Origin of the sequence: Streptomyces sp. NPDC001068 (assembly GCF_042897315.1) — a bacterium.
Classification (GTDB): Bacteria; Actinomycetota; Actinomycetes; order Streptomycetales; family Streptomycetaceae; genus Streptomyces.
In genome coordinates this window covers 204950-225922 of sequence record NZ_JBIAYD010000001.1, presented here as the reverse complement: position 1 = coordinate 225922, position 20973 = coordinate 204950, and the positions used below count along the sequence as shown (strand labels likewise).

General features: G+C 72.5%; 17 protein-coding genes. 13 read left to right on the top strand and 4 right to left on the bottom strand.

Annotation, left to right across the window (positions count from 1 at the left end; all coding sequences use genetic code 11):
• Positions 1-99: 99 nt before the first annotated feature.
• The 13 genes from ACFY3I_RS01015 (at position 100) to ACFY3I_RS00955 (ending at position 15656) form a co-directional block, all read left to right on the top strand.
• Positions 100-2223 (top strand): glycoside hydrolase family 27 protein, encoded by a 2124-nt coding sequence (locus ACFY3I_RS01015; protein WP_390858773.1) that lies wholly within the window; start codon positions 100-102, stop codon positions 2221-2223.
• 14 nt (positions 2224-2237) lie between these two features.
• Positions 2238-3527, top strand: a complete 1290-nt coding sequence (locus ACFY3I_RS01010) for an extracellular solute-binding protein (protein ID WP_365291437.1) — start codon at positions 2238-2240, stop codon at positions 3525-3527.
• 1 nt (position 3528) lies between these two features.
• Positions 3529-4467 carry a carbohydrate ABC transporter permease gene (locus ACFY3I_RS01005; RefSeq protein ID WP_390858772.1) on the top strand — a complete coding sequence of 313 codons (939 nt, stop codon included), beginning with the start codon at positions 3529-3531 and terminating at the stop codon, positions 4465-4467.
• A complete protein-coding gene (locus tag ACFY3I_RS01000) occupies positions 4467-5315 on the top strand; it encodes a carbohydrate ABC transporter permease (RefSeq protein ID WP_365291433.1) in 849 nt (282 codons plus the stop codon). Before ACFY3I_RS01005 ends, ACFY3I_RS01000 begins: the two co-directional genes overlap by 1 nt.
• Positions 5312-7357, top strand: a complete 2046-nt coding sequence (locus ACFY3I_RS00995; protein ID WP_390858771.1) for an alpha-galactosidase — start codon at positions 5312-5314, stop codon at positions 7355-7357. Before ACFY3I_RS01000 ends, ACFY3I_RS00995 begins: the two co-directional genes overlap by 4 nt.
• A gap of 40 nt (positions 7358-7397) precedes the next feature.
• Positions 7398-8171 (top strand): SDR family NAD(P)-dependent oxidoreductase, encoded by a 774-nt coding sequence (locus tag ACFY3I_RS00990; RefSeq protein WP_390858770.1) that lies wholly within the window; start codon positions 7398-7400, stop codon positions 8169-8171.
• 40 nt (positions 8172-8211) lie between these two features.
• Positions 8212-8955, top strand: coding sequence for a FadR/GntR family transcriptional regulator (locus ACFY3I_RS00985; protein ID WP_390858769.1), 744 nt, complete (start codon positions 8212-8214; stop codon positions 8953-8955).
• Positions 8952-10097 (top strand): galactonate dehydratase, encoded by a 1146-nt coding sequence (dgoD, locus tag ACFY3I_RS00980; RefSeq protein ID WP_390858768.1) that lies wholly within the window; start codon positions 8952-8954, stop codon positions 10095-10097. The genes ACFY3I_RS00985 and dgoD overlap by 4 nt, the downstream gene beginning before the upstream one ends.
• Complete coding sequence (locus ACFY3I_RS00975; RefSeq protein ID WP_390858767.1) at positions 10097-10903, top strand: hypothetical protein; 807 nt, start codon at positions 10097-10099, stop codon at positions 10901-10903. The genes dgoD and ACFY3I_RS00975 overlap by 1 nt, the downstream gene beginning before the upstream one ends.
• Before the next feature lie 391 nt (positions 10904-11294).
• Positions 11295-11930 carry a bifunctional 4-hydroxy-2-oxoglutarate aldolase/2-dehydro-3-deoxy-phosphogluconate aldolase gene (locus ACFY3I_RS00970; protein ID WP_365291421.1) on the top strand — a complete coding sequence of 212 codons (636 nt, stop codon included), beginning with the start codon at positions 11295-11297 and terminating at the stop codon, positions 11928-11930.
• Positions 11927-12931, top strand: a complete 1005-nt coding sequence (locus tag ACFY3I_RS00965) for a sugar kinase (protein WP_390858766.1) — start codon at positions 11927-11929, stop codon at positions 12929-12931. The genes ACFY3I_RS00970 and ACFY3I_RS00965 overlap by 4 nt, the downstream gene beginning before the upstream one ends.
• Positions 12932-13068: 137 nt before the next feature.
• Entirely contained in the window at positions 13069-14886 is a 1818-nt protein-coding gene (locus tag ACFY3I_RS00960; protein WP_390858765.1) for an ABC transporter ATP-binding protein, read from the top strand.
• 104 nt (positions 14887-14990) lie between these two features.
• Positions 14991-15656, top strand: coding sequence for an NUDIX domain-containing protein (locus ACFY3I_RS00955; protein WP_365291415.1), 666 nt, complete (start codon positions 14991-14993; stop codon positions 15654-15656).
• A gap of 90 nt (positions 15657-15746) precedes the next feature.
• On the opposite strand, the gene ACFY3I_RS00950 is transcribed toward ACFY3I_RS00955, so the two are convergent.
• From ACFY3I_RS00950 to ACFY3I_RS00935, 4 genes are read right to left on the bottom strand one after another with little or no spacing between them, the layout of a single operon-like run.
• Positions 15747-17759 (bottom strand): beta-galactosidase, encoded by a 2013-nt coding sequence (locus tag ACFY3I_RS00950; RefSeq protein WP_390858764.1) that lies wholly within the window; start codon positions 17757-17759, stop codon positions 15747-15749.
• Positions 17756-19078: a glycoside hydrolase family 36 protein gene (locus tag ACFY3I_RS00945; protein WP_390858763.1), complete on the bottom strand. Its 1323-nt coding sequence runs from the start codon at positions 19076-19078 to the stop codon at positions 17756-17758. Before ACFY3I_RS00945 ends, ACFY3I_RS00950 begins: the two co-directional genes overlap by 4 nt.
• A gap of 26 nt (positions 19079-19104) precedes the next feature.
• Positions 19105-19992, bottom strand: coding sequence for a carbohydrate ABC transporter permease (locus ACFY3I_RS00940; protein WP_365291409.1), 888 nt, complete (start codon positions 19990-19992; stop codon positions 19105-19107).
• Positions 19989-20969 (bottom strand): sugar ABC transporter permease, encoded by a 981-nt coding sequence (locus ACFY3I_RS00935; RefSeq protein ID WP_365291407.1) that lies wholly within the window; start codon positions 20967-20969, stop codon positions 19989-19991. Before ACFY3I_RS00935 ends, ACFY3I_RS00940 begins: the two co-directional genes overlap by 4 nt.
• Positions 20970-20973: the final 4 nt, after the last annotated feature.

Genomic DNA, 20973 nt, shown 5'->3' with positions numbered 1-20973 from the left:
TTCGGCCACGGGCCACAGTCGTCGCCGTGACGTAGTCGGCCTCTGCCGCGGAGCGGCCCGCGTCCTGTTCTCCTGCATCCCAATCCCCGGGAGAGGCACGTGACTTTGCACCCGCCCGTACCAAACGGATCCAGGCACCACCGGTACATCCGGCCCGCCCTCGCGACCGCGATCGCGGCCGTCCTGGCCGCCACCGTGACCCCCGACGCCGTCGCCCGGACGGCCGTCGACCAGGGCGCGCCCGACTACTACGACAGCGGCCTCGCGCCGACTCCCTACATGGGATGGAACACCTACTACGGACTGGGCGCGCCCACCGAGAAGGAGGTGCGCTCCGTCGCGGACCGGCTGGTCAGCAGCGGTCTGCGCGACAGCGGATACGACATCGTGTGGCTGGACGGCGGCTGGCAGGCCGACAACCCCCGTGACGCACAGGGGCACCTGGTCGCCAACCCGGACCGCTTCCCGTCCGGGATCCCGGCCCTCGTCTCCTACCTGCACAAGCGTGGTCTGCGGGCCGGCATCTACACCGACGGCGGTACCTACGACGGCGGCAAGAGCTGCGGCCTCGGCAGCCGCGGTCACTACGCCGAGGACGCCCGGCAGTTCGCGAACTGGAAGATCGACGCGATCAAGGTCGACTTCCTCTGCGGCATCGGCGCGAAGCTCGATCCGGGCCCCGCCTACAAGGAGTTCAGCGACGCGGTCGCCAAGTCCGGCCGCAGGATGCTGCTGAACCTCTGCAACCCGCTCACCGACGACTGGGGCCTGCCGCACACCCCCGAGCAGGACGCCCACAACACCTACGTCTACGCCCCGGCGATCGCCGACTCCTGGCGCACCGGCACCGACATCGCCTGGGGCACCCCGAGCCCCGGCGAGTGGCCCAACATCCTGCGCAACATGGACGCCAACGCCTGGCACCCCGAGGCGCAGGGCCCCGGCCACTACAACGACCCGGACTACCTCATCCCCATGCGGAAGATGACCGACGGGTCGTACGAGCTGACCGAGGAGGAGTCCACCAGCCAGTTCGTGATGTGGGCCGAGATGGGCTCCCCGCTGGTGCTGGGCTCCGACCCGCGCACGCTCTCCGGCTCGATGCTGGCGACCCTGCGCAACCCCGAGATCATCGCCGTGGACCAGGACCCCCTCGCCGTCCAGGGCGTGCGGGTCGCCAACGACTCCGTCGGCGACGTCTACAGCAAGGTGCTCCAGGGCCACGGACAGCGCGCGGTCGTCCTGCTCAACCGGTCCGACCAGCCCGCTCAGCGCACCGTCCGGTTCTCCGACGCCGGTCTCGGCGGCCCGGTGCGCGTCCGTGACCTGCGGGCCCGCGCCGACCGTGGCACGCACACCGGGTCGTACACCGTCGAGGTGCCCGCGCACGGCACCGCGTTCCTGAAGCTCACCGGCGCCGACACCCCGCCCGGCACCGACCTCGGTGTGACCGCCACGGCCAGCCCGGCCGTGACCGGCGGCGGCACCGCCTACTTCCGCGGACCGCACGGCTCGCTCGTCGAGAAGGCGGACGGCGGGACGCGGGACCTCGGCGGCCCGGTCCGGGGCGGCATCCTCGGCCAGCCGGCCGTGTACACCTCCGCCGGCGGCCGTACCGACGTCTTCGTGCGCGGCGCCGACTCCCGCGCCTACCGCAGGGTCCGCGCCGACGGCCACTGGGGCCAGTGGCAGTTGCTGGGCGGCCGGCTGACCGACGCGCCCACCGTCGCCTTCACCGACCCCGCGCACTGGACCCTGTTCGCCACCGGCTCCGACGGCACGGTCGTCCAGCGCGGACCGGCCTCCGGCTGGACCTCGCTCGGCGCACCCGGCGGCCGGCCGGTCTACGGCCGCCCGTCCGCCGCCGTCGACGCGCAGGGCGTCGTCCACGTCGCCGTGCGCGGTGCCGCGGACGACGTGTGGACCCGGACCCGGGACACCGCGGGGCAGTGGTCCGACTGGACGTCCCTCGGCGGGACCGTCAGCGGCAGCCCGACCCTGGTCGCCGCCGGGGACGCGGTGCTGCTGTACGCGCGGGCCGCCGACTACACGCTCTGGCAGCAGCGTTACGCCGACGGCGCCTGGCAGGGCTGGAGCAAACGGCAGGAGTTCCCGAGCGCCGCGTTCGACGGCGCCCTCGGCGCGGCCGCCGGCCCGGACGGAACCGTCGACGCGGTCTTCCGCGGCGTCGACGGCCACGTGTACCGCACCCGACTCAACTGACTGAGGAAACGACCATGACCGACCACCAGCCAAGCCGCCGCCGGTTCCTCGCCGGACTCGGGGCCGCCGGGACCGCGGCCCTGCTCAGCGGCTGCGTCACCGACAGCACCTCCGCCAAGGGTTCGTCGAAGGGCGCGGTGACCCTCCAGTCCAACCTGTCCGCCCCGCAGGCCAAGTCCGCGATGGAGGACCTGGTCGCGGCGTACGCCAAGAAGGGATCCGGCAAGGCGAGTCTGAACACGGTCGCCGCCGAGACCTTCCGCACCCAGCTGCCGACCTACCTCACCTCCGCCAACCCGCCGGACGTGTACACCTGGTACCCCGGCTCGGTCGCGGACGCCTACGCGAAGAAGAACCTGCTGCTCGACCTCGACGACGTGTGGGCCTCCTCGCCCGACCTCAAGCGGTACTCCAAGGCGCTGAACACGCTCTGCACCGCGAGTTCCGGCAAGAAGGTGTTCGTGCCCAACACCTACTACTGGTGGGGCATGTTCTACCGGAAGTCCCAGTTCGCCAAGTGGGGCGTGAGCGAGCCCACCAGCTGGGACGGCTTCCTCGACCTGTGCGACAAGCTCAAGAGCAAGGGCATCGCCCCGATCGGGCTCGGCGCCGGCGGCAACACCCCCTGGGTGGCGTCCGCCTGGTTCGACTACCTGGACATCCGGATCAACGGCGCCCAGTACCACCGCGAACTCCTCGCGGGCAAGCACCGGTTCGACGACCCCGAGGTGCGCAAGGTCTTCGACCGCTGGCGGGAGGTGCTGCCGTACTTCGACCCGAACGGCACCGCCCTGGCCTTCCAGGACGCCACCACCGCGCTGCTCAACGGCAAGACCGGCATGATGCTGATCGGCACCTTCTTCGCCGACTCGGCGCCCAAGAACGCCATCGACGACATCGACTTCTTCCGCTTCCCGGTCATCGACTCCAAGGTCCCGCTCGCCGAGGAGGCGCCCGTCGACGGCTACTTCGCCAGTGCCCGCAGCGGACGCGGCGACCAGGTCCGCGACCTGATGAGCTACCTCGCCACGGCCGAGGCCCAGGAGATCTACATCAAGGGCTCCTCCGGCACCGTCCTGCCCTGCAACCCGGACGCCAAGGACGCCGGCACCGCGCTGGTGAAGAAGGGCCGCGCGCACGTCGAAGCGGCCGCCGAGATCACCCAGTTCTTCAACCGGGACTCCAGCGACGCCCTCCAGCCCACCGCGGACACCGCGCTGACCAAGTTCTTCGCCGAGCCCAAGTCGATCGGGAGCATCCTGACCGACTGGCAGCGGGACGCCGAGAAGATCTGGAACGCCTGAGATGGCCGTGCTGACCGCGCCCGGCCAGAAGTCCCCGGTCCGCCCGCCCGCCCGAACGCGGCGGGCGGGCCGGGGGCCCCGGCACACCCCGCCCATGGTCCTCGCGTTCGTCCTGGTCCCGCTCCTGGCCGAGGCCGTGTGGGTGTTCTGGCCCGCCGTCCAGGGCTTCTACCTCGCCCTCACCAAGTGGGACGGCGTCTCCCCGCCGCAGTTCGTCGGCCTGGACAACTTCCGGGAGATGGCCCACGACGACGTCTTCCGCAGCGCGGCCGGCCACACCGTGCTGTGGCTGGTCCTGTTCGGCGGCCTGTCCGCCCTGCTGGGCCTGGCCGCCGCGCTGCTGCTCCAGCAGGAGCGCCGCGGGATCGGCTTCTACCGGGCCGCGCTGTTCCTGCCGGTGGTCTTCTCCCTGGTCGCCACCGCCCTCGTCTGGCAGGCGATCTACCAGCCCGACGGCGTCCTCAACCAGCTGCTGCGGAGCGTGGGCCTCGGCAGCCTGCGGCACGCCTGGCTCGCCGACCAGGACACCGCCCTGTACGCGGTGATCGTGCCCGCGCTGTGGCGGCAGATCGGCTACGTCATGGTGCTGTACCTGGCCGGCCTCAAGGGCATCGACCCGGCGCTCTACGAGGCCGCCAAGGTCGACGGAGCGAGCGCCCTGCAACGCTTCCGGCACGTGACCCTGCCCCAACTGCGCAGTGTCAACGCGGTCGTGCTGTCCGTCATCGTCATCGACTCGCTGCGCTCCTTCGACGTCGTCTGGTCACTGACCCGCGGCGGCCCCTACCACTCGTCCGAACTGCTGAGCACCTACATGTACTCGACCGCCTTCCAGTCGCTGCGCCTCGGTTACGGCTCCGCGCTGGCCGTCGTCATCTTCGTCCTGGCCTTCGGGGTCATCGCCTCGTATCTGGTCCGCGCGTTCCGGGAGGCCGACTGATGTCCGCCGACTCGACGGCACTGCGCCGCAGGCGGGCCGCCACCGCCGGATTCCACCTGGGCGCCGGTGCGCTGGCCCTGCTGTGGCTGCTGCCCATCGCCCTGGTGCTGGTCACCAGCCTGCGTACGTTCGACGACATCGCCGCGCACGGGCTGGGCAGTTGGCCGCACTCCTTCACCCTCGGCAACTTCGGGCAGGCCTGGACCGACGGCGGCCAGCAGCAGGCGCTGATCAACAGCCTGCTGGTGACGGTCCCCAGCGTCCTGGTGACCCTCGCGCTCGCCGCGATGGCCGCGTTCGCCCTCAGCCGCTACGAACTCCCCTTCCGGCGATCCCTGCTGCTCCTGATGCTCGGCGGCAACCTGCTGCCCCCGCAGATCCTGCTGATCCCGGTGTCCAAGCTGAGCGAGCTGATGGGCGTCTACGACACGCTGCCCGCGCTCATCGGCGTGCAGATCGGCTTCGGCGTCGGCTTCTACGTCTTCGTCCTGCACGGGTTCATGCGGTCCATCCCGGCCGAGATCCAGCAGGCGGCGGTCGTGGACGGCGCCGGGCCGTGGCAGATCTTCTGGCGGATCATCCTCCCGCTGACCCGCCCCGCGCTGGCCGCGCTCAGCGCCCTGTCCTTCACCTGGATCTTCAACGACCTGCTCTGGGCGATCACGGTCCTGCGCAGCGACTCGAAGATGCCGATCACCGCCGCCCTCATCGGACTCCAGGGCCAGTACGTGTCCATGTGGAACGTGATCGCCGCCGGCTCGGTCATCGCCGCCGCGCCCACCGTCGCGGTCTTCCTCCGCTTCCAACGGCACTTCGTGGCCGGACTCAACCTCGGGGCGGTCAAGTGACGTACACCCGCTGGACCCTGCGCACCCGGAACACCTCCTACACGGTCCGCCTCTCCCCGGACGGCCCGTGGGCCGAGCTCGACGCCTGGGGCCCGCACGGCGTCGAGGACGGCCCCTCCGCCCTCGACTGGTCCCACCGCACCCACTTCGTCACGCCCGCCGACGCCGCCCCGGCCGAGTACCTCCCCTACGGGCTGCGGCCGTTCACCGGCTCCGAGCTGATCGCCGGCGAAGAGCGAGGCGTGTGGTGGGAGTTCGACGGCGCGGAGCAGACGGAGGGCGCACTGCGGCTCGCCTTCACCGACCGGGTGATCGGGCTGCGCACGGTCCTCTGCTACGAGACCGTGCCGGACACCGATGTGATCCTGCGCTGGACGGAGTTCACCGCCGACGGCGAACTCCGCCTGGAGCGGCTCGACTCGGCCGCGGTGAACATCCCGGCGGCCGGCCCGGCGCGCCTGACGTACCTGTGCGGGCAGTGGTCCCAGGAGTTCCAGCTCACCCATCTCGACCTGCCCCGGGGCACGTTCGGCATCGGCAGCATCCAGGGCACGCCGGGGCACGCGTACGCGCCCTGGCTCGCCGTACGGGACGGGGACGCGGCGTACGGCATCGCCCTGGAGTGGTCCGGCAACTGGCACATCACGGCCGAGGCCGAACCCGGCGGCGCCGTGCGGGTGCGCGCCGGACGCGTACCGCACGAGGGCGCCGTCAGCCTCGCCGCCGGGGAGACGCTGAAGACCCCCCGACTCGCGTGCGCGTTCAGCCCGGACGGCCTCGACGGCCTGTCCCGCGTCTGGCACCGCTACGAGCGCCGGCTCACCGGCGACCGGCTGCACCGCACGCGCAAGGTGCTCTACAACTCCTGGGAGGCGACCGGCTTCGACGTCGACGCGGCCGGACAGCTGGAGCTGGCCGAGGCGGCCGCGGACATCGGGGCCGAGCTGTTCGTCGTGGACGACGGATGGTTCTCCGGACGCGCCGACGACACCGGCGGACTCGGCGACTGGTACCCGGACCCGGCCGCGTTCCCGGACGGCTTCGACCGGTTCGTGGCGGAGGTCCGCGCCCTCGGCCTGGACTTCGGGCTGTGGGTCGAGCCCGAGGCGGTCAGCCCCGGCAGCCGCCTCTACGCCGAACACCCCGAATGGGTGTACCGCGTCGAGGGCCGCCCGTCCCGGCTGGTGCGCAACCAGCTCCTCCTCGACCTCGGCCGCACCGACGTCCAGGAGTTCGTCCTCGCCACCCTGGACCGGCTGCTCGGTACGTACGACATCGGCTACCTCAAGTGGGACATGAACCGCCCGCCCACCGAACGCGGCAGACCCGGCGCCGGCCCCGCCGACCTGGACGCCGAACACGTCGCCGGGTACCTGCGCGTCCTCGACCACCTGCGCACCGCCCACCCGGACGTCACCGTCGAGGGCTGCGCGGGCGGCGGCGGCCGGATCGAGCACGCCACCATCGCCCGCACCGACGTCGTCTGGCCCAGCGACAACACCGCGCCCATGGACCGGCTGCGCATCCAGCACGGCTTCCTGCACGCGCACGCCCCGCACGTGATGAGCTCCTGGGTCACCGACGCGCCCGGCATCCTCGACCCGCGGCCGCGCAGCCTCGCCTTCCGTTTCGTCAACGCCGTCTGCGGGGTCCTCGGGATCGGCGCCGACCTGCGCGCCTGGACGCCCGCCGAGCGGGCCGAGGCCGCCCGGTGGATCGTCCGCTACAAGGAGGTCCGGGACGTGGTCCACCTCGGCGAGGCCCGGCTGCTCGGCACCCCGGACGACACCAGCTGCGGGGTGCAGTACGACCACGGCGACCGCACCGTCGTCGCCGCGCTCTCCACCGGCCGTCTCGACGGCGCCCCGCTGCTGACCGGCCGCCCCGACCGGCTCCGGCTGCGCGGCCTGGACCCGGCGGCCCGCTACCGGGACACGGCCACGGGAGTGACGTACGGCGGAGCCCATCTCCTCCACCACGGCCTGCCGTTCGCCTGGAGCGCCGATCACGATGCGGACCTGGTGGTGCTGACCCGCCGGTAGGACGCATATGTTTCCTGCAGCTCACCCTCTAAGGAGCCCGATGGACCAGTCCGTACGCCGGTACGGCGCCCGCTTCACCGGCCGCACCGCCGTGGTGACCGGTGCCGCCTCCGGCATCGGAGCCGCCACCGCCGAACGCCTCGCCCGCGAGGAGGCCGCCGTCGTCGTGGTCGACATCGCGGACGAACGCGGACAGGCCGTGGTCGACGGGATCACCAAGGACGGCGGCCGGGCCCGTTACGTGCACGCCGACGTCGCCGCCGAGGACGACTGGGCCCGGATCGTCACCGCCGCCCACGCCTACGGGCCCGTCGACGTGCTCGTCAGCAACGCCTACACAGTCGACGTCCGCCCGGCCCACGAGATGCCGGCCGAGTCCTGGCGGCGGCAGCTGGCCGTCAACCTCACCGCGGCCTTCCTCGGCTTCAAGGCGGTCCTGCCCGACCTGCGGGCAGGACACGGCGCCGCGGTGCTCACCTCGTCGGTGCACGCCCACGCCGGCATCCCCGGACACCCCGCCTACGCCGCCGCCAAGGGCGCGCTGCTCTCCCTGAGCGGCCAGCTCGCCGTCGAGTACGGGCCCGAGGTACGCGTCAACGCGGTGCTGCCCGGGCCGGTCCTGACCGGCGCCTGGGACCGGGTGCCGCCCGAGGAGCGGGAGCGCAGCGTCGCGCAGACCGCCGCCCGCCGGTTCGGCAGGCCCGAGGAGGTGGCCGCGGCCATCGCGTTCCTCTGCGCCGACGAGGCCTCCTTCGTCACCGGCGCCCGGCTGGTCGTGGACGGCGGCTGGAGCGTCGTCAAGGACTCCGTGTGAGCACCGCCGAACCACGACCTGAACAGAAAGGCCGTACGACATGACGCCCTACGCCCGACGCGGTGTGCACGGCCAGACCGTGGAGGCCCTGGCGCGCCGCATCCTGGGCGGCGCGATCCCGGAAGGGGCCACCCTCGACCTGGTGGCGCTGCAGAGCGAACTCGACGTCAGCCTCACCGCCCTGCGCGAGTCCCTGAAGGTGCTCGCCGCCAAGGGCATGGTCGACGCCAGACAGAAACGCGGCACCTTCGTGCGCGCCCGGGCCGACTGGAACCTCCTGGACGCCGATGTGCTGCGCTGGCGCTTCGAGGGCGCCGCCGGCGCCGGCGCCGACCGGTCGCTGCTGCACAACCTCGCCGAGGTCCGGGCGATCATCGAACCGGCCGCCGTCCGGCTCGCCGCCGAACGCCGCACCGAGGCCGACCTCGCCGCCCTGGAGGAGGCCCTGGACGCCATGGGACGGCACGACGACGCCGACCCGGGCCACGCGGTCGACGCCGACCTCGCCTTCCACCGCGCCCTGCTCGCCGCCACCCACAACGAACTGCTCGAACGCATGGAGATGGTGATCGAGTCGGGACTCGCCCACCGCGACCGCATCGTGCACAGCTCCCCGCACAGCGAGCCCCCCGTCCCCGCCCACCGCGCCGTCCTGGACGCCGTCCGCGACGGCGACCCCGAGGCGGCCGAGCGCGCCATGCGCGCCCTGCTCGACCAGGCGGGCCGCGACCTGGCCCGGCTCGGCGGCACCGACGACGACCCGAAAGGCAGCGGCGGCCAGTGAAGATCGAACGAATAGAGACCTTCCTCGTCCCGCCGCGCTGGCTGTTCTGCCGCGTGGAGACCGACGAGGGGGTGGTGGGCTGGGGCGAACCCGTCGTGGAGGGCCGCGCCGAGGTGGTGCGGGCCGCCATCGAGGTCCTCGCCGAGTACCTGGTGGGACAGGACCCGTTGCGCGTCCAGGACCACTGGCAGGTGCTCACCAAGGGCGGCTTCTACCGGGGCGGCCCCGTCCTGTCCAGCGCCGTCGCCGGACTCGACCAGGCGCTGTGGGACATCGCCGGCAAGACCTACGGCGCCCCCGTTCACGCCCTGCTCGGCGGCCCGGTACGCGACCGGGTCCGGGTCTACGCCTGGGTCGGCGGCGACGAACCGGCCCAGCTCACCGAGCAGGTCACGGCCCAGGTGGAGGCGGGCTTCACCGCGGTGAAGATGAACGCCGCCGGAGCCACCTCGCCGATCACCACCGCCTCGGAGACCGCGGCGGTCGTCGCCAGGGTGACGGCCGCCCGGGAGGCCCTGGGCCCCGACCGCGACGTGGCCGTCGACTTCCACGGCCGTTTCACCGCCGCCAGCGCCCGCCGCGTGCTGACCGAACTGGTTCCCCTGCACCCGCTGTTCGTCGAGGAGCCGGTCGTCCCCGAGCAGGGCCACCTGCTGCCCGGCCTGGTCACCGCCAGCCCGGTGCCGCTGGCGACCGGTGAACGCCTCTACTCCCGGGCCGAGTTCCTGCCCGTGCTCGCCGCGGGCATCGCGGTCGCCCAGCCCGACCTGTCCCACGCGGGCGGAATCTCCGAGGTGCACCGCATCGCCTCGCTCGCCGAGACCTACGGGGCACAACTCGCCCCGCACTGCCCGCTCGGGCCCATCGCGCTGGCGGCGAGCCTCCAGGTCGCCTTCGCCACCCCCAACTTCCTGATCCAGGAGCAGAGCCGGGGCATCCACTACAACAAGGAGGCCGATCTCCTCTCCTACCTGGTGGACACCGAACCCTTCCGGTTCGTCGACGGGTACGCCCGGCGCGGCGACGCCCCGGGACTCGGCATCACCGTCGACGAGGCGGCCGTCCGCGCCGCCGACCGGTCCGGCCACCAGTGGCGCAATCCGGTGTGGCGGCACGCCGACGGTTCGTTCGCGGAGTGGTGATGGACGTCGTCACCGACCTCGCGCACGGCGGCCGCTGGACCTCGCTGCGGCACGGCGGCCGCGAATGGCTGTGGCGGCGCGAGGACACCGGACGCGACGGCGTGGAACCGGGCGACACGTTCGTGGACGCCGGCGGACTGGAGGAGTGCGTGCCCACCGTGCGCGGCACGCCCGACCACGGGGACGCCTGGTCCCGGGCCTGGACCCGGGAGGGCGCCGGCGCCCGCGTCCGCTGCGAACGCTTCACCCTGAGACGGGAGTTCGGCGCGACGGCGGACGGTGTCCATGCCGACTACGTGCTGTCGGCCGAGCCGGGTTTCCGCTTCCTGTGGGCCGCGCACGCGCTGCTCGACCTCTCCGAGCAGGCCGTGGTCGGGGCCCGGCGGGGAGCGCCGACCCGGCTGTTCCCGGAGGCGGCCCCCCTGGTGGACCGGCCCTGGCCGGACGGCGCGCCGTGGCTGGAGGGGACCTGGCCCGCGCCGCTCGGGCTGCGCCTGGACCGTTTCGGGCCGGACGACGGCACGGCGGCCGGGGCGGTGGTGGCCGGCGGCCGGTGCTGTGTGCACGACGCCGGTGACCGGCTCTCCTTCGCCGTCGAGGCGGACGGACAGCCGGTCTCGGTCGCCCTGTGGCGCAACCTGGGCGGCTTCCCGGCCGGCCGGCCCTACCGCAGCACGGGTGTCGAACCCATGCTCGGCCGCGTCTTCGACCTCGCCGACGCGGGTCCGGACGACGCGGCCCGCGTCGGCGCCTCGGGCGAGGTCCGCTGGCGCCTGACGGTCCGCGCCGGCTGCGACTGCCCCTGACCCGTACTCCTGGAGAGCCCGAGCCCCGGACGGTGACCGACAACCCCCAGCACCCCCGCCGAAGAGGCGGCCGACGCCGTCCGAGCCCCGTCGCAAGGCGCCCGGCGCTGCCTGAGTGCCCCGGCCGCGAAGCCCGCCCACCGCCGTTCGCGAGGCCCGAACCTCGCGGCGGCCCGAGTCCCCGAAAGCCCCGAGCCGCGGAGGCGACCGCCTCTGCCCGAGTGCCCCGAGCCGCGGAGGCGACCGCCTCTGCCCGAGTGCCCCGAACCGCGGAGGCGACCGCCTCTGCCCGAGTGCCCCGAACCGCGGAGGCGACCGCCTCTGCCCGAGTGCCCCGAACCTCGGGAGGCGGTCGCCCCGGAAACCCGAACCCCCAGAAGGAGCCCTGGCCGTGGATCTGCGTGCCGCACTCACCTCCCGCAGGCTGGTCGCCATCGTGCGCGGCACCGACCCGGACGCCGCCCTGCGCACCGTGCTGACCCTGGCCGAGGAGGGCGTCGAACTGATCGAGGTGTCCCTCAGCGGCACGGACGCGCTCGGCGTACTGGCCCGGGCGCGCGAGGAACTGGGCGCCACCCGGCCGCTCGGCGCCGGCACGGTGCTGACCGCCGACGACGCGCGGGCCGCCCACCGGGCGGGCGCCACCTTCGCGGTCACCCCCGGTCTGGGCGCGGGCGTCGACACCGCGCTGGACCTCGGCATGCCGGTCCTGGCGGGCGTCATGACCCCCACCGACGTCATCGCCGCGCAGGCCCGCGGTGCGGCCGCGCTGAAGCTCTTCCCCGCCGCCGAGGCCGGGGGAGCGGCCTATCTGAAGGCGTTGCGCGGCCCTTTCCCGGACGCGGTGCTGGTCCCGGTGGGCGGCGTCGACGTCTCGGCCGCCCGGGCCTACCTGGCGGCCGGGGCGAGTGCCGTCGGCGTCGGCTCCCCGCTGGTCGGCGACGCGGCCGCCGGCGGCAGCCTCGCCGCGCTGCGCGAGCGTGCCCGGGCGTTCCTGGCCGCCGTGGCCGAGGACGGACGGGCATGACGGCATCCTGGCGGCCGGCCCCGGGGCGGGTCGTCTGCGTCGGCGAGACCATGGCGGCCCTGGCGCCCGACCCGCCCCGGCCGCTGGCCGAGGCCGCGGAGCTGCGGCTGTCCACGGCGGGCGCGGAGTCCAACGTGGCGATGTACCTCGCCGACCACGGCGTCCCGGCCGTCTGGCTCTCGGCCGTCGGCGACGATCCGTTCGGCTACCGGGTGCGCGCGACGGTCGCCGCCGCCGGGGTCGACGTCAGCCATGTGCGCACCGACCCGCACCGGCCCACCGGCCTCCTGGTCAAGGACCCCGGCCCCGCCGGAACCCGCGTCCACTACTACCGCGCCGGCTCGGCGGCCTCGGCCCTGGACGCGGGCCTGCTGGCCGGCGAACCGCTGCGGTCCGCCGCCCTCCTGCACCTCACCGGCATCACCCCCGCCCTCTCGCCGGCCTGCCGCGACCTGGTGGACCGCGCCCTCGCCACGCCGCCCGCCGACCGTCCGTACGCCATCAGTTTCGACGTCAACCACCGTGCCGCCCTGTGGCCCGACGGCACCGCGCCGCGGGTCCTGCGCGCCCTCGCCGCCCGGGCCGACATCGTGCTGGTGGGCCTGGACGAGGCCCAGCGGCTGTGGGGCGAGGACCTGACCGTCGCCGGCGTGCGGGACCTGGTGCCCGGCCCGCGGATCCTCGTGGTCAAGGACGGTGCCCGGGACGCCACGGCCGTCACCGCGGACGGGTCGTGCACGGTGACCGCGCTGCGCACGACGGTGGTGGAACCCGTCGGTGCCGGCGACGCGTTCGCGGCGGGCTTCCTGGCCGGACTGCTGCGCGGGGACCCGCTCACCCGTGCCCTGCGGCTCGGGCACATCACGGCCGTCTCCGCGCTCCGGGTGACCGGCGACCGCGGTCCGCTGCCCGGCCCGGCCGAGACCGAACGGCTGCTCGATCTCACGGACGGTGACTGGGAGCGGCACGAGCACGGAATGGACCACGTGTTCGGACAGTAGCCGCCGCCCGGAAAACACGTGGACCCGGTGACCCTCGTCACGGCACACTTCCCTTTCCTGACCTGCCGATTCGAAGCCGACGCGAACCATGCGCCGGCCGACTCGGCATGCCGTACGACGACTACACAGGGTTGAACATGACATCCTCGGTCGATTTACCGGCGAGCGGACCCCGACAAGGTGCCGTCCTGCTCGCACTTCGTTACTACGGACGGGAACTGGCGCGGCTCAAGTGGTTCACCTTGCCCGGAATGCTGCTGCCGGCACTCGGAAACATCGGGATCAACTACGGGGCGCCGCTGGTCGTGGCCAAGCTGGTCGGCCGGATCGCCGACGGCCACGGCCTCGGCCCGCGCGCGGCCCTGCCGTACGTCCTCGGGTTCGGCGGGGTCCTGCTGCTGGCGGAGGTCTTCTGGCGGATCGGACTGCACTGCCTGAACCGCCTGGACGCGCTCGGCATCGAGCAGCTCTACGTCATCGGGATGGACGAGCTGTTCGCCAAGGACTCCGCGTTCTTCCACGACAACTTCGCGGGCTCGCTCACCAAGCGGGTACTGAGCTTCGCCACCCGTTTCGAGGAGTTCGCCGACACGCTCACCTTCAACATCGTCGGCAGCTTCGTTCCGCTGCTGTTCGGGTCGGTGGTGCTGTGGCGCTACGAACCCCTCCTGGTCGTCGGCCTGTTGACGATGATCGCGATCACCGCGGTGTGCGTGGTGCCGCTGATCCGGCGGCGGCAGCGGCTGGTCGCCCAGCGGGAGGAGGCCATCGCCCGGGTTTCCGGGCACGTCGCCGACAGCCTGATGAACATGGACACGGTCCGGGCGTTCGCCGCCGAGCGACGGGAGGCGGCCGAACACCGTTCCCGGGTCGCCGAGTCGAGGCGGCGCACCCTGCGCTCCTGGGACTACGGCAACCTGCGCATCGACACGCTGGTCGCGCCGATGTCGGTCGCGACCAACGCGCTGGGCCTGCTGCTCGCGGTGGTGCTGTCGGGCGGCGGGCACGGTGTGGAGGCGGTCGTGGTCGCCTTCACCTACTACACCAACGCGACCCGGATCATGTTCGAGTTCAACCAGATCTACCGGCGCATGGAGAGCTCCATGACGGAGGCCGCCCAGTTCACCGAACTGCTTCTGGAACCGCCGACCGTGCTGGACCCGGTGGCACCGGAACCGCTCGCGCCGCGGGCCGCCGACGTCCGGTTCGAGAAGGTCTCCTTCACCCACGCGGGTGCCAAACCGCTGTTCGAGGGTCTTGAGCTGGACGTGCCCAGCGGCTCGAAGTTCGGGTTCGTCGGCCGGTCGGGTGGCGGCAAGACCACGCTCACCCGCCTGCTGCTGCGGATGACCGACATCGACGGCGGGCGGATCACCATCGGCGGCCAGGACATCAGCCGGCTGCGCCAGGCCGACCTGCGCAGCCAGATCGCCTACGTGCCGCAGGACCCGGCGATGTTCCACCGCACCCTGCGGGACAACATCGCCTTCGCCCGGCCCGGCGCGGGCGAGGACGAGATCCGGCTCGCCGCCGAGGCCGCCCACGTCACGGAGTTCGCCGACGCGCTGCCGGACGGTTTCGACACCATGGTCGGCGAGCGCGGCGTCAAGCTCTCCGGCGGCCAGCGCCAACGGGTCGCCCTGGCGCGGGCCATCCTGCGCGACGCCCCGATCCTGCTCCTGGACGAGGCGACCAGCGCGCTGGACTCCGAGAGCGAGATGCTGGTCCAGGAGGCGCTGTGGCGGCTCATGGAGGGGCGTACGGCACTGGTGGTGGCGCACCGGCTGAGCACGGTCGCCTCCATGGACCGGCTGGTGGTCCTGGACCGCGGCCGGATCGTCGAGCAGGGCACGCACCACGAACTGCTCACCGCCGACGGCGCCTACGCCAAGCTGTGGCAGCACCAGTCGGGAGGTTTCCTCGACGAGGGCCCGGCGCGGGCCGAGGCGCACTAGACGCTGCGCACGGGGGAGTGGGGCCGGGTCGGCCGGACACGGGCGGATGGTAGACAGGTGATCATGACTCACCCGAACGCCTCCGCCCGCCCGGCGGGCCCGCGATGACCGCCGGCATCGACACCCCCGACCGCCGGGGCCGCACCGGACTCGACCGCACCGGCCTGGACCTGACCGGCAACCCCCGCGTGCGGGTCCGGGAGGTGAAGCTGCTCTCCAGCCACTGGTACGTCGAGCGGGCCACCACCTTCGACTACCGGCACGCCGACGGGAGCTGGCACACCGAGGAGCGCGAGACCCACGACCGCGGCAACGGCGCCACGCTGCTGCTCTACGACACCGAACGCGAAACCGTCCTGCTCACCCGCCAGTTCCGGTTCCCGGTGTACGTCAACGGTCACCCGGACGGCATGCTCGTCGAGACCCCGGCGGGCCTCCTGGACGCCGACGACGAGCACCCCGAGCACGCGGTGCGCCGGGAGGTCGTCGAGGAGACCGGCCACACGGTCGGCGACGTCCAGCACGTCTTCGACGTCTACATGAGCCCCGGCTCGGTCACCGAACGGATCTCCTTCTACGCGGCCGCGTACACCCCGGCCACCCGCACCCACGAGGGCGGCGGACTGGACGAGGAGGGCGAGGACATCGAGATCCTCGAACTCCCCTTCCGCCGCGCCCTGGAGATGATCCGCACCGGCGAGATCGCCGACGCGAAGACCATCATGCTGCTCCAATGGGCTGCCCTGGACGGCCCGTTCGCCTCCAACTGACGCTCACCCCCGCGCCCCCGAAGGGGCGCGGGGAACTGCACGACCGGCCACGACGGGCTCGCAGTCGCCCACGACCTCGCCGACGCGGCGCTAGGCGGACGCCTGCGGCTCCCGCACCACCGCGATCTCACCCGGCGCCACGACGACGACCCCGTCGACCGCCTTCCCGGACAGCAGCTCCACCGACCCCGCGGCCACCGAGACTTCCGCCCCCGCACCCGCATGGTCGATCACGAACACGTAGTCCGCGTCCGCCCCGCGCCGCACGACGACCTCCACACCCTCCGGCGCGGTACGCCCGGCGGCCACGCCCGCCTCCTCGCGGATCCGGCCGAGCAGCCCCGCAAGGGTCTCCGCGTCCGGCAGCGTGGCCAGATACCAGGCACCGCCCGCCCCGTACGCGTTCCGCGTCACCGCCGGGACACCCGCCAGCGGCCCGTCGCCGTAGGACACGACCACCTCGGCACCCTCCGGCCGCACCCGCTCCGACCACAGCGTGCCCGTGCCGCCCCCGCTCAGCGCCACCCGCTCGTCCGGCAGCAGCGGGAACAGCTCGTCCGTGCGCACGCCCAGCACCTCACGGAACGCCCCCGGGTAACCGCCCAGCCGGACATGGCTGTTCTCGTCCACCATGCCGCTGTGGAAGCCGACGGCGAGGGTGCCGCCGGCCTCCGCGAAGGCGGTGAGGTTCGCCGCGCCCGCGTCGTCGACCAGGTACAGGCTCGGTACGAGCACCGCCTTGTACGCCGACAGGTCCGCCTGCGGCCGGACGAAGTCCACGGCCACCCCGGCCCGCCACAGCGGCTCGTACCAGGCGCGGACCAGGTCCTGGTAGCGCAGTTCGCCGCTCGGCTGGGAGGGGAACTCCAGCGCCCAGCGGGCGTCCCAGTCCCAGACCACGGCCACCTCGGCGGTGCCGGTGGCGCCGCGCACCTCCGCCAGCGCCCGCAGGTCCGCGCCCAGCCGGACCACGTCCCGCCAGATCCGGCTGTCGGTCCCGGCGTGCGGCAGCATCGCGGAGTGCCACTGCTCGGCACCGGCCTTCGCCGCCCGCCACTGGAAGTAGCAGATGCCGTCGGCGCCGTGCGCGACGTGGGCGAGCGCGTTGCGCCGCAACTCACCAGCGGTCTTGGCCCGGTTGACGGGCTGCCAGTTCACCGCGCCCGTCGAGTGCTCCATCAGCAGCCACGGCCCGCCCGCCAGCGACCGCATCACGTCACCGCTGAGGGCGACGTCGATCTGCGACTCGGGGTCGGCGGACATCAGGTAGTGGTCGTTGGCCACCACGTCCAGCTCCGGGGCCCACCGCCAGTAGTCGAGGGCGTCGAAGTTGTGCATCACCATGAAGTTGGTGGTGGCCGGGATCGCCGGGGCCGCCTCACGGAGCACGTCCCGCTCCGCCGTGTACAGGGACAGCAGTTCGTCCGAGCAGAACCGCCGCCAGTCCAGCTGGTGCGTCGGGTTGGGTACGGCACCGGTCGCGCGGGGCGGCAGGACCTCGTCCCAGTCGTAGTACCACTGGCTCCAGAAGGCGGTGCCCCAGGCGTGGTTGAGGGCGGCCAGATCGTCGGCGTACCTCGCCCGCAGCCAGCGCCGGAAGGACTCGGCGCTGGTGTCGCAGTAGCAGGCCGCGTTGTGGCAGCCGTACTCGTTGTGGACGTGCCACATCTTCACGGCCGGGTGGCTCGCGTACCGGTCGGCGATCGCGCCCGCGATGCGGAGCGCGGCCGCCCGGTAGGCGGGGCTGCTCGGGCAGAAGGTCTGGCGGCTGCCGTACGACAGGGTGCGCCCGTCGTGGTCGACGGGGAGCGCCTCGGGGTGGGCGCGGAAGAACCAGGCAGGGGGGGCGGCCGTCGGGGTGGCGAGGTCGGCGGCGATGCCGTTCTCGTGGAGCAGGTCGAGGATCCGGTCCATCCGCGAGAAGTCGTGGACGCCCTCGGAGGGCTCCAGCAGCGCCCACGAGAATATGCCGACGCTGACCATGTTCACGCCCGCCTCGCGCATCAGGCGGACGTCCTCGGCCCACACCTCCTCGGGCCACTGCTCGGGGTTGTAGTCGCCGCCGTAGACGATGCCGGGGACGGAGAGGGCGCGGTCGGTCATCGGGTTGCTCCGGTTGCTCCGGTGAGAAGGCGGCGGGTGATGTCCACACCCCACGGGTCGAGGGAGAGCAGCCGGTCGCTGGAGGCGACCAGGCCGCCCACGGCCTCCACATGGGCCGCCCAGCGGGCGCGGGTCTCCACGGCGGGGCGGGCCATCAGGCAGTCGGGGTCGTTGACCCAGAGCCGGCCGTGCTGCCACTGGCGGCCGACCCCGGTGAACTCGGCCGGGTCCTGGCCCGGCTGGCTGAAGTCGCGGGCCTCGGAGCGACGGTGCGGGGCCGTGTCGGGACTGATCCGCATCGCGTCGAACAGTCCGATGGAGGGCAGCATCGGCGCTCCGCAGCCCAGCAGGTAGGCGCCGGCGCCGATGGCCTCCCGGATCAGGGCGATGCCCAGCCGGTACGCGGTGAGCGGGTCCGCCCCCGAGTGCCGTACGCCGTCCATCGCGCCCGCGTAGAGGAAGTCCACCTTGAAGTAGTCGTAGCCCTCGGCGCGCAGCGTGGCGAAGACGTCGGTGAGGTAGGCCGCGGCGGCCGGGTGGGTGGTGTCCAGGACGTACAGGTCGTGGCCCCAGTTGCGGCCCGCGTGCAGCGGGTTGCCGTCGGGGTCGCGGACCAGCCAGTCCGGGTACGTCTCGGCGAGCGCGCTCGCCGGGTCGACCAGGAAGGGCGCCGTCCAGATGCCCGCCCGGCGGCCGCGGCCGCGGATGGCGTCCGCGATGCCGCGCCGCGAGCGGAACCGGCCGGAGAGGTTCAGCCAGTCGCCCAGGGCGCTCTGGTAGCCGTCGTCGATCTGCACCACGTCGATCGGCAGGTCGAGGGTGTCCATCGCGCGCAGGTTCTCGTGGATGTCGTCCTCGGTGACGGCGGTGTAGTACTCGTACCAGGAGCACCACACGGTGGGCGCCGGGCGGGGCGCCGGCACGCCCAGGGAGTCCGCCCACTCGGCCAGCACGGACCGGACGCCGGTGCCCGTCCACTCCTTGACCGGGCCGTCGGCCTCGACCTCGGCGGTCCCGCCCGCCAAGGTCAGCCGGACCGACGGCACCTCGTGCAGCGGGTTCGTGGCCGCCCAGAGCCGGACCGGTGAGCCGTCACCCGGGTCGAGTGCCAGCAGGCCCTCGCCCTGGTACGCCCGGGTGGGCGCCGTACGGCCGGGGCGGTAGCAGACGGTCGCCCAGTTGGCGTTCGCCGGGCGGTGCGGGCGGGCGCCGAGGGGGTACGAGCCGCTCGGCGACCAGGACTGCCAGCCCTCCTCGTGGACACGGGCGGTGTACGTGTCCACGGGTACGGAGGCGACCGGGGTGAACGGGTTGTGCACGGGGTTCTCTTTCGGAGGGGGCCGTCTCAGCCCTTGGCGGAGCCCAGCGTCAGGCCGCTGACGAACTGCTTCTGCAGCGCGAAGTACACGACCAGCGTCGGGATCGCGGTGAGCAGCGAACCGGCGGCGACCAGGTTGGGGTCGGTGAAGTACTGGCCCGACAGGTTGTTCAGCGCCGAGGTGATCGGCATGTTCTCACCGGTCGAGATCAGCACCAGCGCCCAGAAGAAGTCGTTGTAGATCCAGATCGACAACAGGGTCGCCAGGGCCGCCATCGCCGGCCGGCACAGCGGCAGCGTGATCTGCCAGTACAGCCGCCACACCGACGCGCCGTCCACCAGCGCCGCCTCGGTCAGCTCGTGCGGCAGGGACCGCATGTAGTTGCTGAGCACGAACGCGCAGAACCCGGACTGGAACGCCACGTGGATGAGGACCAGGCCGAGCGCGGAGTCGTACAGCTTGCCGCTCTGGGTGATGCCCGGCAGGTTCGTCAGCAGGTACATCCGGTACAGCGGGGTGATGATGACCTGCTGGGGGAGCAGGTTGCCCGCCGTGAACACCAGCAGCAGCGCCAGGTTGAGCCGGAAGTCGAAGCGGCTGACGTAGAACGCGACCATCGACGACAGGAACAGCGTGAGCAGCACGGCCGGGACCGCGATGATCAGCGTGTTCATGAAGTAGTGGGTCATGTCCGACTGCGTGAACGCGTTCTTGAAGTTGTCGAAGTTCAGCGTGTGCGGCCAGGACACGTAACCGCGGTCGCTGGTCTCGCTGTACGGGCGCAGCGCCGAGAAGACCGCCCACAGCAGCGGGGCGAGCCACGCCAGCGCGGTGACGGCGAGGAAGACGTGCAGCAGGACGCGGGCCGGACGGATCGGGGTGCGCTGTTTGCCCAGCGCGCTCACGGTGCTCATGCGCGCCGCTCCTTCCGGAAGGTCGCGATCAGGTACGGGATGATCACGATCAGGGAGATGACCAGCAGGACCACCGCGATCGCCGAACCGTAACCGATGCGGCTGGACTCGCCGATGATGTTGTTGGTCACCAGGATGGAGAGCAACTCGGTGCCCTGGGCGCCCTTGTTGAAGACGAAGACCAGGTCGAAGGCGCGCAGCGCCTCGATGATGGTGACGACCAGGACGACCGTGTTGGTGGGCCGCAGGGTCGGGAAGATGACGTTCTTGAACGTCTGCCACTCGTTGGCGCCGTCGAGGGCGGAGGCCTCGCGCAGCGACGGGTCGACGCTCTTCAGGCCGGCCAGGTAGAGGATCATCATGTAGCCGGCGTGCCGCCAGGACGCGGCGATCAGCACGGCCCACAGGTTGAGCTTCGGGTCGCCGATCCAGTCGATGTAGTGGCCCGGCTTGTTGGCGCCGATGATGCTGTTGATCAGGCCCGTGTCCGGGTTGTAGATCAGCTGCCAGACGAACCCGATGCACGCCATGGAGATGACGACCGGCAGGAAGAACGCCGTCTGGTAGACCCGGGTGAACCGGATCCGCTTGTCCAGCTGCACGGCCAGGAACAGGCCGAACGGCGTGGGTATCAGGATCAGTACGACGAACCAGATGACGTTGTGCTGGACCGCGGGCCAGAACTGCGGGTTGTCGCTGAAGAGTTGCTGGAAGTTGTCGAACCCGACCCACTTGATGGAGTCGAAGCCGATGCCGTCCCAGGTGGTGAAGGCCAGCAGGATCGAGGCGACGGCCGTCACCCAGACCAGCAGGACGTGGAGGACCGTCGGCACGCCGGCCATGAAGGCCAGCGTGATGCGGTCGCGGCGGGTCAGCAGGCGCTTGTGCCCCTGCCGGACCCGCTTCTTCTCGGACGCGCGCCCAGGAGGCGGCACGGCGGCCGCCTCCTGGGACTTCGTGGTGATGTCAGTCGTCATTCAG

Coding starts and splice junctions, on each gene's coding strand:
- ACFY3I_RS01010 (WP_365291437.1), top strand. CDS start 2,238: ATGACCGACCACCAGCCAAGCCGCCGCCGGTTCCTCGCCGGACTCGGG.
- ACFY3I_RS01005 (WP_390858772.1), top strand. CDS start 3,529: ATGGCCGTGCTGACCGCGCCCGGCCAGAAGTCCCCGGTCCGCCCGCCC.
- ACFY3I_RS01000 (WP_365291433.1), top strand. CDS start 4,467: ATGTCCGCCGACTCGACGGCACTGCGCCGCAGGCGGGCCGCCACCGCC.
- ACFY3I_RS00990 (WP_390858770.1), top strand. CDS start 7,398: ATGGACCAGTCCGTACGCCGGTACGGCGCCCGCTTCACCGGCCGCACC.
- ACFY3I_RS00985 (WP_390858769.1), top strand. CDS start 8,212: ATGACGCCCTACGCCCGACGCGGTGTGCACGGCCAGACCGTGGAGGCC.
- ACFY3I_RS00975 (WP_390858767.1), top strand. CDS start 10,097: ATGGACGTCGTCACCGACCTCGCGCACGGCGGCCGCTGGACCTCGCTG.
- ACFY3I_RS00965 (WP_390858766.1), top strand. CDS start 11,927: ATGACGGCATCCTGGCGGCCGGCCCCGGGGCGGGTCGTCTGCGTCGGC.
- ACFY3I_RS00960 (WP_390858765.1), top strand. CDS start 13,069: ATGACATCCTCGGTCGATTTACCGGCGAGCGGACCCCGACAAGGTGCC.
- ACFY3I_RS00955 (WP_365291415.1), top strand. CDS start 14,991: ATGACCGCCGGCATCGACACCCCCGACCGCCGGGGCCGCACCGGACTC.
- ACFY3I_RS00950 (WP_390858764.1), bottom strand. CDS start 17,759: ATGACCGACCGCGCCCTCTCCGTCCCCGGCATCGTCTACGGCGGCGAC.
- ACFY3I_RS00940 (WP_365291409.1), bottom strand. CDS start 19,992: ATGAGCACCGTGAGCGCGCTGGGCAAACAGCGCACCCCGATCCGTCCG.
- ACFY3I_RS00935 (WP_365291407.1), bottom strand. CDS start 20,969: ATGACGACTGACATCACCACGAAGTCCCAGGAGGCGGCCGCCGTGCCG.